The 12,300-nt window shown below is 43.8% G+C and carries 8 protein-coding genes; 1 reads left to right on the top strand and 7 read right to left on the bottom strand.

The window, feature by feature from the left end; translation table 11 throughout:
- Positions 1-7: 7 nt before the first annotated feature.
- The 5 genes from W7W_RS0102480 to W7W_RS0102460 all read right to left on the bottom strand — a co-directional run bounded on the left by W7W_RS0102480 (position 8) and on the right by W7W_RS0102460 (position 10,547).
- A complete protein-coding gene (locus W7W_RS0102480; RefSeq protein WP_010662280.1) occupies positions 8-1,441 on the bottom strand; it encodes a DUF5723 family protein in 1,434 nt (477 codons plus the stop codon).
- A gap of 126 nt (positions 1,442-1,567) precedes the next feature.
- Positions 1,568-3,178 (bottom strand): hypothetical protein, encoded by a 1,611-nt coding sequence (locus W7W_RS0102475; protein ID WP_157202426.1) that lies wholly within the window; start codon positions 3,176-3,178, stop codon positions 1,568-1,570.
- A 28-nt stretch (positions 3,179-3,206) separates the two neighbouring features.
- Entirely contained in the window at positions 3,207-5,687 is a 2,481-nt protein-coding gene (locus W7W_RS0102470) for an OmpA family protein (protein WP_010662278.1), read from the bottom strand.
- Positions 5,688-6,250: 563 nt separating this feature from the next.
- On the bottom strand, positions 6,251-7,960 hold the full coding sequence (locus W7W_RS0102465; protein ID WP_010662277.1) for a S41 family peptidase: 1,710 nt from the start codon (positions 7,958-7,960) through the stop codon (positions 6,251-6,253).
- A gap of 82 nt (positions 7,961-8,042) precedes the next feature.
- On the bottom strand, positions 8,043-10,547 hold the full coding sequence (locus W7W_RS0102460) for a glycosyltransferase family protein (protein ID WP_010662276.1): 2,505 nt from the start codon (positions 10,545-10,547) through the stop codon (positions 8,043-8,045).
- 129 nt (positions 10,548-10,676) lie between these two features.
- Between W7W_RS0102460 and W7W_RS0102455 the strand changes: the two genes are divergently transcribed.
- Positions 10,677-10,982, top strand: coding sequence for a YciI family protein (locus W7W_RS0102455; RefSeq protein WP_010662275.1), 306 nt, complete (start codon positions 10,677-10,679; stop codon positions 10,980-10,982).
- Positions 10,983-10,992: 10 nt separating this feature from the next.
- Here W7W_RS0102455 and W7W_RS0102450 read toward each other — a convergent pair whose 3' ends face one another.
- Together W7W_RS0102450 and W7W_RS0102445 are read right to left on the bottom strand one after the other, a co-directional pair.
- Positions 10,993-11,274: an acylphosphatase gene (locus W7W_RS0102450; RefSeq protein ID WP_010662274.1), complete on the bottom strand. Its 282-nt coding sequence runs from the start codon at positions 11,272-11,274 to the stop codon at positions 10,993-10,995.
- Between the two features lie 60 nt (positions 11,275-11,334).
- Positions 11,335-12,237: a glycosyltransferase family 2 protein gene (locus tag W7W_RS0102445; protein ID WP_010662273.1), complete on the bottom strand. Its 903-nt coding sequence runs from the start codon at positions 12,235-12,237 to the stop codon at positions 11,335-11,337.
- Between the last annotated feature and the right edge of the window lie 63 nt (positions 12,238-12,300).

Genomic DNA, 12,300 nt, shown 5'->3' with positions numbered 1-12,300 from the left:
AAAAGCTCTAATTCACACTCAGCATCGGTTCATCACGATACCCGTGGCGACCAAAAATCAGGTTCAGTCCAAATCGAAAGGTCAGGTCTTTCTGCCGATGCAACATCGGAAAAGAATCTCCGTCATCAAAAGTAACCTCGGAATAACGCATGGGAATATAATCGGCGGCCATATACATTTGCAAAGGTCCGGCCAGAAAAGTCACCGCAGTTCCCAGACCATTTCCTCCGCTGATACGCTTACTGTAATTTAGGTTGAAAGCGACAAAACTGTAGGGTTGAATATTCGCTGAAAGGTTCAACTCCTGACGAAAATTATGCTTCTGAAACACACTGCGGGACAACAGGCCAAACGAAACAGCCGGACTCATCCTGTAAGAGGCACCCAAATACATGGAGGGGGTGAGCGGAATGCTGAACTTATCGTGTCCCACACCATAATCAATCACGGTCTTCAGTGAATCGCCAATATCTTCAAAAGCCTGTTCAAGGTCTTCCTCTTCAGACCCATTCACACTAACACCTTCAAAATTATAAGTTCCGTTAAAAGAAAGACTGTTCAGATCGTTCTTAAACTTCACCCAACCCAGATTGGTAAGTGCTGCCGAAAAGGTCCAGTCTTCCGTATGTTCATAAACGGCACCAAAATCAAAAGCCAGTCCTCCGTTATTCAGGGAAGTCAGGTAATCAGCCACCTCATCATCCTCCAGATCTTTCCCGTCAATGGATTCCGGAAAATCACCCGGAACATTGCTCTCCTCAACCTCAATGGGTGCTGAAGAATAAACGGTTCCGTCCACATGTACATCCCACTGCTGGCGGCTGGTATTCAGCTCAAATTTATTGATATCAGTAACCCCGCCCACAATACCAAAAAGTGGCTTCAGTTTTGCACCAAAGGTAAATTTATCATTCCACCTCCTGCTGTAACCAAAAGCCAGCTCATGATAGGCAGCTTCTTTGATACGCATGGTGGAAAAATCAAAGTCTTCACCATCCGGGAAGCCCAGCTCCGTAATCTTGAAAAGATCGGAGGGAATCCCGGTTTGCATGACATTTTTCACCGACATGGTAAAAGTGAAATAGTCACGCCCCGAGCGAAAGCCGATGCCCAAAAGATCTACGGTCTCTTCGTTATTGATGCCCACAGCTTTACCGGTTGCCTTATATAGATCATCGTAATTAAACTGACTACTCAGAGGAGTTACCCATTGGTTGCCTACTTCCTGAAAGGCGTCATTAAAAGCCACATCACTCTGAAACATCAGGCCGGTGGAAGGCAAAGCAAAAAAACCGTTGGCCCGGGGTTGCATAGCCGGATTGATCTGTGATGACTGAGGAATGGTCTCCATGAAATAAAGTCCCATGGGGTTTTGTGCGGTTGCCTGAAACAACGTCAAAAATGCGATGCTAATGGCTGTAATATAATATTTGATTCTCATCAGTATAAATTTTATTCAGGTTATTGGCCCGATGAAACCGGCAGGATTTATTTTCCTTTCTTTATCAGAAACCGGATTCTGCAAATTTCATCACCTAATTACAAGTGTCACGATATTTCTTGCAAACTACAATTCAGGTAAATTACCGGCAGCTTCAAAAGATACCACCGCATTGAAGCTCATATCTTCATATATCTTTACATACTCTTCACCATCAGTGAAAATTTTTGTTTCCAGAATAATATTCATCGCATTGCGATCAAGAAAATCATTTATCTGATCTCCCGTGACGGTTACGTTAAACTCCGTATGGGTGGCTTCCGTTACGCGCCCGGTATCAGAATCAGGAACGCCTGCCTGTACCACCTTAATACTTTCATTATCGCCAAACAGATTGTCTATTTGGTTACCATCTTCATCCACCACCCAGGCAGCAGCAGAGATGTCCACCGGGATTTTACTATAAAAATCAAACCAAATGGTTGCTGATTCCACTTCTCGTGCATCATCGGAGTCTTCCCCAAGAATATCGTTAAAATCAAAATCAATGGTATCGGTCCGCACATAATCAGCAGAAGTTCGGAACCAAAGCGGGGCAATAATATCCATCTCTCCCTGAAGCACATTTGAAAGTCCCATAAAGTTAGGCTCTTGCGGCTCACCGTCAGGATTGGAAAAAGAGGTAACATCGAACAATACACGACGCGGATAACTATTCGCGATGTCCACAATATTGTCTGAATTAGTTCCGCTGATATGAAAATTGGTTTCACTCATCCCAATTGGGTTCCCGTAAACAGCAGCTGGCAATGCAAGATGAATCTGATTGCTGTTCTCCACCTCCAGAACATCAATCAAAGCATCGCTTTCATCATAAAACCGCAGGTTTTCGGCTACCACATCAAATGGAACCCCGATTTCACTGTTTACTTTCAGATCGATGTAAAAGTCAAACAGTTCAATTTCATCACTGACATCCAATTCATCAAACACATCCAGGGTCAACTCCTCATTTGGGCGGGCCGATTCCTGCTGTCCGAAATAACCAAACGCCATCCCGGGCTGCATATCCATTAATGAAAACTCCAACGCCACATCTCCGGCCACCATATTTGATAAATCCAGAGAGGTTACAACGGATATGTAACTGGAATCAACCCCTTGGGAGGGAATCACCTTTTTCCCGCTTAAATCTTCCGTAATCTGAAAATATCGCTGATTGCCGGAAGCATAAAAAGAATAACTCAGAGGCGTTTCATCCTGAAGCACCTCAGGAATGGTTATGGTAATATTCCCCTCAGTCCCGTAAGGCACCATCAGATATGCCGACAGAGCCCCCATCTCCATGGTCAGACTGTCGTAACGAACATCGGCACGATGGTTCAGCTGTACCTTTTCCGAATAATCCACATTGACGGGAGAATTGACAGGATAGAGAAGCCCGGGAGAAAAATTCCAGGTATCGTGGAAGTCTCTCAGGTTAACCAGAGATTCCCAGTCAATATCTACCTCGCGGGTATATTTCATATTCACCAGCCCCTCTTCATCCACAAAAACATATTCGTTATCGATGTCCCGAATCAGATCTGCCACCTGATAAGTAATATCTCCGGCAGGCGCGGCAATTTCAATGGCCCGGTTACTCTCCGTATTTACCAAAATATCATTGTCCTGACACCCCATAAGAATAACGGGAATCATCAGTACTCCTGTTTTTAGAAAATTTATGCTCTTCATAATTCAAAAATTATCTTCATCACTCGCTTTATTCAATCACTTTAATCTCCACTCTTCGGTTGAGTGCCCTACCTTCCGCGGTCGTATTGGGTGCAATGGGCTGATCAAAACCATAACCCTCATAATCGATGCGTTCAGGAGCAATCCCCTGGCCTTCAAGGTACCTTTTCACTGAAAGGGCTCTGGATTTTGAGAGTCGTTTGTTCAATGATGCAGAACCCGTATTATCGGTGTGACCAGAGACTTCAATTTTCACCGACGAGTTTTCAAGCAGCAACCGGGCAAGGCGGTTCACCTCAGGATAAGACTCGGCCCTGAGCGTTGCTTTACCGCTCGTAAAAAGAATGTTTTTTGCCACAATCCGGGCACCTCTGGCCATGGGTTTCAATTCGACATTATTGATTTTAAGGGTCGTATCGGGATGAAACTGCAACGGGAAATTGTTAAAGAAATAACCATCGGCATTAACCTCTACCAAATAAGGCCCTTCCTCAAATACCGTAATGCTGAATTTACCGGTAGTGGAATCTGCAAAGGCGACAAGAAAGGCATCTTCTTCTCCCGGCTCAAACACGGCCAGCTCGGCAGGAACTGCATCATTGGTCTTTTCTTCCATTACCTTACCCGACAAAGTATAAGCCACCACACTTTTCTCCAACTCAACATTTTTCTCTTCAGAATCGCCCAGCGTGTTTTTAAGTAACAATTCAGATGAGTAGAGGTGATAGTCATTAGCTGAGACAGTCATACGTAAATCAAATTTATCTTCAAAAGTAATCTGATACGCTCCTGTTTCCTTATCAGAGAAGATCCGGTGGGTCACAGAGTCCTTATCAACAGGGCGAAAAGTAATTTCTGCCTGCACGGGTTGCTGAGTGTCCAGATCGGTTATGACACCGCTGAGTGCATAAGGATGTTTTAGTTTTTCCAATTGGAAATTAAGGGTAAAAGCAGCATTTCTGGTAGTGCCTTTGGGAACATCTGCCAGTTCCATTTTAAACCCTTCCACACCTGCCTGCAACACATAATTTCCGGTATCCTCCAGAGCAATCAGATAATCCCCGGTAAGGGAATCTGCCCATGCTGTCAGTACCTGTTCTCTTTTAAGCGTGTCTATGAGGGACAACTGTCCGTGAAGGGCTTGTCCTGATTCAGCATCGGAAATATTTCCTGCAATGGAGAAGGGAATTCTTATGTCCTTTTGAATTTTATACAAATCAAGACCACCATAACCGCCGGGTCTTGAGGAAGCAATCAGCGAAACCAGCGAATCTGATGACGGGAAAAAGAAAAGATCGTCAAACGGACTGTTGAAAGGCTGTCCCATATTCACCGGGTGCATCCAGTCACCATCCCGGTTTCTTTCTACTTTGTAGATATCAAAACCTCCAAACCCGGGATGACCTTCAGAAGAAAAATAAAGGGTATTGCCATCAGGAGTTACAAAAACCCCCTCCTCATCAAACAAAGTATTGATGACCGGCCCCATATTACGTGGTCTGGAAAATCTGCGGGATCCTTTACGACGACAGGTCCAGATATCCTTTCCTCCCATTCCGTCTCTCCTGTCGGAAACAAAGAAAACAACGCCATCTTCTGTTTCGGTGAAAGCAGTTTCTTTAAAAACTTTATGATCTATCCTTTCACTGATGGGTTTAGGTTTGCGGACTCTTTTCTTCGAAATATCAGTCAATCCTATTTGTCCGCTTCTTTTCTTCCCACGATAAACATACAACGTCTCTCCATCAGGCGAAATTCCTGCGATACCTGAATTAAATCTTGAATTCAGACGATTATTCTCAACACCCTCAGTCACAACCCCATCGACATAAGATGCTTCCAGGATCCTTTCTTCAAAAACATCCCGTCCAACCGGCACATCCGGCAAATAATCAGGACGACGAGTAACAAAGAAGATTCTTTTGTTTTTACTGTCTTCAACCGCAGCATACTCATCATAATAGCTGTTTACAGCTGGTCCCGGATTGATCACAAAGGCAGGAACTGAATCTCTGACATTGGCTCCTCCGAACTCACAATCGCTTAGCAACTGATTCAAGAGTGGCCTGAACTGTTTTTGCTTCCAGGAGGAAAGCGTATTGTTGTATTGTTCAAAAGACTCCCTTGCACGGGAGTACTCCAATCGGGCACGATGCGCATATCCCAGCAGTAAGTAATAATCATCTGCAACAGAAGGTAAACTTTCCAGAAAGAAACCGGCAGCTTCCTCCGGTTTGTCTCCCAAAAGGGCACTCACACCCAGCTTATAATTCAGGGAGGCTACTTCCGGATTATGTTTGTAAAGCTCGAAAAAAGCCCTAAAACTCCCCTCATAATAACCTGTACGATAAAACCGCTCCCCTTGGTTAAGCCGATCCAGATTATACTCCAGGTCTGCCCCGGAGGCACCCTGTAAAATCTGGTTAACATCGGTTTTGGGACTCTCCTGCCCCAACAGGGAGCCCCAGCAAGCATTTAAAAACAATAACAGTAAAAAAAGAATTCTCATAATTAAAAAGTTTGGTTAATTCTTTCAGAATAAATAAAACAGCTTTGACTTTACCTCCCATTTTCCATTTCAGACTTTCCAGAAAAATATTTCCCGGCAAAGGAATGGCCTAAAAAGCAAAAGCTGTAAATTATCCCCACTATTTTTACGACAATTCCCTCTATTTGTTTTGTTTCACTATAACTTTTTATCAATTGTGTGACAATTACTAGACTCCTTCACTAATTTAATGACTGACACATTAGCAAATGGCCGTTGGCGGATTTATTTCTCTTATTGGTGCGATGCTCCCAAAAAGCAGGAGTCGGATCAGCAGCTAAGAAAAAGGGCGCTACCGCTAACGGCACGCCCTCTCCAAATAATATTAATAACAGGCCATATCGAAAATATGCCAGATTTTATGATAACAACTTTTTGTGAGCTTAATCACTGAAAAAAAGGTCCACTGCCGGTGACTGTTTTAAAGCAATCAGAAAGATCAGATGCTTAATAATTATCCATAACACAAAGCCTGAGTACATTTCCAGGCTTTCTTCACGGGATTACTATTAGTACAGGAGCATTCATCGTTGCCTTCTGTCACCTGCATGGCTAAGCACAGTTCCGTTCAGAATCCCCTGATATTCAGAATTGCTTCCAATCACCTCCATGGCTTTTTCCAGTACGTTATCATCCTGCAATGCATACTGAATAGCCCCCTGTCGATAATAATACCTCTTCAGGACTTCGTCAGCAAGAAGATCGTCAACCTCATCACGGAAATTATCGAGATCTTCTGACACACTCACATCAAGCTTTTTTTCAAGGTTTTCAAAAGCATCGGCATTTGCATCATAATATCCTTCTTTCTCAGCCGCTTCTTTTAGTTTCTTAAAGCGCTCCCTGCTTTCGGATGTATATCTGAAACTATCCAGAGCCGTGACATAATCGGTGAAATTCCCATAAATTTCATCGGTTACAGAAAACTCTTCCGGTACCGGCACAGTATTGTTTTCAGCAGCAAAACGGTTCACATAATCAAAAATAGTCTGCTGCGCCACCAATGCAAAAGTCATATTACTGTACTTCTCATAAGGCACCACCACATCAGGAGAAATGCCTCCACCGTCATAAACTGTTCGTCCGTTTTTGGTATTAAACTCAGTAATCAAAGAATCAGGAACATACCCTACGCTTCCATCTTCATTTCGCTGACTGTAATCCAACGCCTGAATACATCTTCCACTGGGAATGTAGTATTTAGCTGTAGTCACTTTAAGCTTTGCATTATATGGGAGACTGCGAGTCGTTTGCACCAGGCCTTTTCCAAAAGAACGATTTCCTACAATGACTCCCCTGTCGTGATCCTGGATGGCCCCGGCCACAATTTCAGAGGCCGATGCAGACCCACGATTAATCATTACAACCAGGGGAATTACTGTGTCCACAGGAGCTTTAGAGGTTCTGTAAACCTTGTCCCACTGTTCAATTTTCCCTCTTGTACTCACCACTTCAGAGCCTCTGGGCAAAAAGAGGTTCGCCAGTTTAACGGCCTCATCCAGCAGTCCGCCGGGATTTCCGCGCAAATCAAGAATAATTTTCTCTACCCCCTGTTCCTCTTTCAGGTTTTTAAGCGCTTTTTCCACTTTACGGGAGCAATCCTGAGTAAAATTGTCAAGAATAATGATTCCCGTTTCCTCATCGACCATTCCGAAATAAGACACCGGATCAATCTGAATCGCTTTCCGAACAATGCTTATATCTAAAGGGTCTTCCTGACCGTATCGCTTCACGGTAACGGTAACATCAGTATTGGCCGGTCCCTTCAGCTTATTGCTGACATCCTCGGTCTTCTTCCCCTTCATATCCACTCCGTCAATGGCTAAAATCTTGTCCCCGGCTTTCAATCCGCCTTTATCAGCAGGGAAGCCCTTGTAGGGTTCGGAAATGTAAACATAATCTTCCCGACCGGTAATGAGTGCGCCAATTCCGGCGTATTCCCCGGTAGTCATGAAGTTGAAATCGTCCATCTCTGATTCCGGAATATATGTGGTATATGGATCCAGCGATTCCAGCATGGCTCCGATTCCGGTTTCCACCAATTCCTCCGGATTGGTTTCCTCAACGTAATAAGTATTCAGCTCCCTGAAAAGGGAATAAAAAATATCAAGGTTTTTGACGATGGAAAAGTTCCGCTCCTCATTTCCTGCTGTCACAAAGCCCAGTGAAATTATCAGGCCAATTGCCACCGCACCGGTCCATCCAATCCATTTTCTTCCGCTAATTTTCTTCATTATCTGATCTCTTTAATCTGTATATTTGAATGTAATATTTCTCAGAAACCATGCCACTTTATCAAGTGCCACGGTTCACTGTTTAATCTTTACTAAGAATTGCGGCCCGGTACCTCCATAAAAGCCCCAGGGCAAAAAGAATTACCAAAATACCACCGATAACAGCCAGCGTTTTGGCACTATTCACCGATGCCGGCTCAAAACGAAATTCGATGGTATGAACACCGTCGGGAACCATTAAAGCCCTCAGCAGGTAATTCACCCGGTTAATTTCCACTTCTTTCCCGTCAATAAAAGCTCGCCATCCGGCCGGATAATAGATGTCGCTAAAAACAGCGATCTTTTCACCATTTGCACGGGCTCTGAAAACCAAATGGTCGGGAGCATACGAGGTAAGCTCTATTTCACTTCCGGATCTGACATTCTGATACGATCCCCAATCGCCCACTCTGTCCTGACGAATAATGGCCGTATTGGTAAGATCAACATTCCTGAGGGATGCCAATTCCTCTTCGGCCGATGATACAGTTTCAATGTTGCTGACAAACCACGCATTCCCATAAGCAAAGGGATTCTCAAGCGGTGGCTGTCCGGGATGATAAATGATGTATTTGGTATTCAACATATTCAGAGCAGGCATCTTTTCCAGTAATTGTTGTGCCTCAAGAGGAGACCCGCCGTTTCTAAAATGCATCATCAGCGTTTGCCAATTGTTTTGCAGGTAAAAATCAATAACATCCTGATAGATGCGAAGCTTCGCACCGTGGTACCCACCAATAGAATTATGAAAATAAGAAGTATTCACCTCGTTAAAAGGATTCCGGTAAATACTGAAAACCCGGTAACTGGGATCCTCATCTTCCAAAATCAGTTTATCAGCTTTAGATTTCTCAAATTGACCGGAAATCTGGCGGGGAGATACAAAATCATCATTGCTGAGGTAACGTTTATCCACGGCCCACATATCTATAACAACCAAGAGCGCCAGCCCCGGTAAAAGGTATTTTTTGGACAGTCGGTTGGTGGCAAAAAGCCAAAGAGAGCCGCTTCCCAAAAGGATAAAAAAGAAAGAACGAATGGCATCTGCCTGTATTAACCCGGCCCGAGCCTGTTGCATATTCAGAATGACCTGATCAATTACCCCTGCCTGGTCTGGCATCTGCTGTTTCTGACGCATCAGGGCATTCAGTTCTTCCCGACTCATAAAATCAAAAAACAGATTTGGGAACAAATATATCAGAAGGGCAATTCCTCCGGTCAGCCCGAATGCCGCCAGAAACTTCCCACTCTGGTCACGGATCAGGGCAGGATTGTCCACCACTTTTTTCAGCCCGAGCATTGCCAGTATTGGGATGGTGATGGTGGCAATAATCAGGGCCATTTCCACTGTCCGAAACTTATTGTACAGCGGAAACACATCAAACATAAAGTAATTGAACCACTCCAGGTTTTTCCCCCAGGCGAGCAATACGGAGAGTACTGTTGCGCCCACCAGCCACCATTTCTCAGGTCCTTTGTAAAAAAACAAAGACAAAACGAACAAAAAGATTATGAGCGCACCCACGTAAACGGGTCCAGAGGTAAAGGGCTTACTTCCCCAATACTGCGATTGTCCGCCGACAATCTCTCTCAGGCGCGGATCCACATCTTTCATGGCACGCGGACTCTCAGAGAGAGGAGCAGATGCACCCCCCATCAGGTTTGGAATCATCAGGGTCAGTGTTTCAGCTTTTCCGTAACTCCACGCAAAAGCATAGTCCCGGTCCAATCCGGAGTCAGTCTCCCCCTCTTTGGCGGTGGATTCCAGTTCCGAAGGGCCACGGATACTAAATGTCCCGTACTCATATGTAGGCCAAAGATGGGTAAGGTTTGGCAACACCGCCAGAACAGCTGCCACCACTAATAACGCTGTGCGTTTCCCAAAGTCCCGTATTGTCCCTTCCATCAAAGCTTTTACTAATCTGGCAATCATCAAAACCAATACAACCAGAAACAAATAGTAAGTAATCTGCACGTGATTATAGGCAATCTGTACTCCCAATGCAACGGTGGTGAAAAAAGCCCCCACCCAGGGACGGCGGTTGAGGGTATAAAGAATGCCGGCAATAACAGGAGCGGAAAGCGCTATTGCATAGGCCTTGGTAATGTGCCCTGCAATGATAATTATGATGTTGTAAGTTCCGAATGCAAAAGCCAGGGCTCCGACCAACGAGAGCCAACGCCCCATTTTCATACTTCGCAACAAAATATAAAACCCAAAAAGATAAAGAAACAGGATGGCAACGGTATGAAAAGGAAGCCCAAACCGAAGTACCTTATTTAACTGATAGAAAAGATTGGACGATGAATCACCTTTAATCTGATAGGCGGGCATTCCACCAAACATTGAATTGGCCCAATACGAGTGATCCCCAGTTTCGGCTTCAAATTCATTCAGCTCCTGGGCAGCTCCAATGGCATGAGCATTGTCCATCTGAGGGAGCTCCAACCCCTTTAATACCGGGTTGAAATATAAAAAACTGAGCCCTGCAAACAGGGCCATTACACCAATAAAATAAAGTATTGACTTTAGGTTTTGACGATCCATTGTGAAAACTCTTTTGAGATTTTAAGACCAGAAAGATACATAAAGTTTGTGAGGCGACCTTTTTGTACCGCCTGAAACTTTAATTCCAGATTACCGTAAAGAGAATCAGTTTAACTAACCCTTATTCCCATGTATATTGTTATCATTCAATTCAGACGTTCAGACGAACAGGTCAATTACCATAAAGAAGCCCATAAAAGCTTCCTGAAAAAACAGGTTGACGAAGGCAATTTTATTGTTTCGGGCAACCGAACCCCAAATACCGGAGAAGTTATTCTTTCCTGCCTGCCGGACATGGAAACGCTTTACGAAATACTACAGGAAGATCCCTTCTATAAAAACAGAATTGGTCAATACGAAATCATCGAATTTGAACCCGATATCAGATGTCAGGAATTAACGGATTTTATTGATGAACGTGAAGAAAACTCATGAGAAGTTCACACTAAAAATCTTCACAGTGCCGTATGCGAAACCTGGTATATCCGTATACAGGAACGTCAAATATCTTAAAAGAACTGACTACCGCCTGAGGCGGCCCCATTCGACATTTTTCTAAAAAATTATCCAACATCTCCGGTTCCCCCTCGGCATCAACTTCCACATTGCCGCCAGGCATGTTTTTCACATATCCATTGATTTGATACCGGCGGGCATTATCCTGAACAAAATAGCGAAACCCTACACCCTGAACTCTTCCCTCAATTATCAACCGTACTCTCTTCATGCATAATAACGTTTAAGTTCTTTGCGTAAAGAACAAAGAAATCGAATCAACAGGAAATTATCACAATCTTTGTTCCTGAAAATTACTCCTCAGAAACAATCCCAGTTTATAAAAATCAAACATCCAAAGAACCACAAACCCTCTAGTTATCAAAAACTCAATTATCGGTTTGAACAGAAAAAACAACCCGGAAAACACAAACGACCACGGCCTGATTCTTTTATAGAACTGTAACAGTCCAATGTCACTTGAAAAGCCGGGATGATAATCAACATATCCTAAAATAACACTCAGGTTCTTGATACTCAATCCACTCTTACGAAGATACTCGCTATTAATCTCCAGGTCACCATTTAACACAGGATTATCAATGTGTTTAATGCTGATTCGGTTCTTTTTCAAAACAAAACCCAATAACGTGTCCTCATGTCCATATACGGTGATTCGATGATCAAAAGGGAATCTGGCCAGCACATCACGTCTGATCAAAAAGTTATTGGACATAAAAGAACGGTTGGGTTCATTTTGACGTTCTTCACACGTTTTGCTCTCCCGATAAACGCCATATTTCCATCTCAGAAGATAATCCCTCGCCGGCTTCTTGGTTTCGTAAACCCTGCCTCCACAAACGACCTTTTCGTTGTCAGAAGTCACAGATGCAGCGTAGCTCAAAAGGAAATCATCTTTAATAATCAAAGAATCACAATCCAGAAACAACAAATACCGATATCCGGTATATTCCAAGAAGAGATTCCTGACACTTGCTCTCCCCACATTTTCGGGCAACTCGACATAAACATGCTGATTGCAAACCGACCGGTTGATTTTTCGGAATTCCTCATCTGAACCATCGTCAATCAGCACAATTTCGCATGGAAAGCTTACCGCAGTTACCTGTCGGGCAAGCGAATTCACCAACTGGCGCACATCAAAATTGAATACCGGTATGCAAACAGAGATCAAGAAAAAAGATTTTACATATTTACGAACCTAATTTATACATAAATCAGGCCATAGCCACCGGCA

This window comes from Marinilabilia salmonicolor JCM 21150, assembly GCF_000259075.1.
GTDB lineage: Bacteria > Bacteroidota > Bacteroidia > Bacteroidales > Marinilabiliaceae > Marinilabilia > Marinilabilia salmonicolor.
The sequence above is the reverse complement of the archived record's forward strand: the minus strand, read 5'-3'. Positions and strand labels throughout refer to the sequence as shown.

Bases quoted from the DNA above. Each gene is read 5' to 3' on its own strand.
- W7W_RS0102480 (WP_010662280.1), bottom strand. From the start codon at position 1,441: ATGAGAATCAAATATTATATTACAGCCATTAGCATCGCATTTTTGACG.
- W7W_RS0102475 (WP_157202426.1), bottom strand. From the start codon at position 3,178: ATGAAGAGCATAAATTTTCTAAAAACAGGAGTACTGATGATTCCCGTT.
- W7W_RS0102470 (WP_010662278.1), bottom strand. From the start codon at position 5,687: ATGAGAATTCTTTTTTTACTGTTATTGTTTTTAAATGCTTGCTGGGGC.
- W7W_RS0102465 (WP_010662277.1), bottom strand. From the start codon at position 7,960: ATGAAGAAAATTAGCGGAAGAAAATGGATTGGATGGACCGGTGCGGTG.
- W7W_RS0102460 (WP_010662276.1), bottom strand. From the start codon at position 10,547: ATGGATCGTCAAAACCTAAAGTCAATACTTTATTTTATTGGTGTAATG.
- W7W_RS0102455 (WP_010662275.1), top strand. From the start codon at position 10,677: ATGTATATTGTTATCATTCAATTCAGACGTTCAGACGAACAGGTCAAT.
- W7W_RS0102450 (WP_010662274.1), bottom strand. From the start codon at position 11,274: ATGAAGAGAGTACGGTTGATAATTGAGGGAAGAGTTCAGGGTGTAGGG.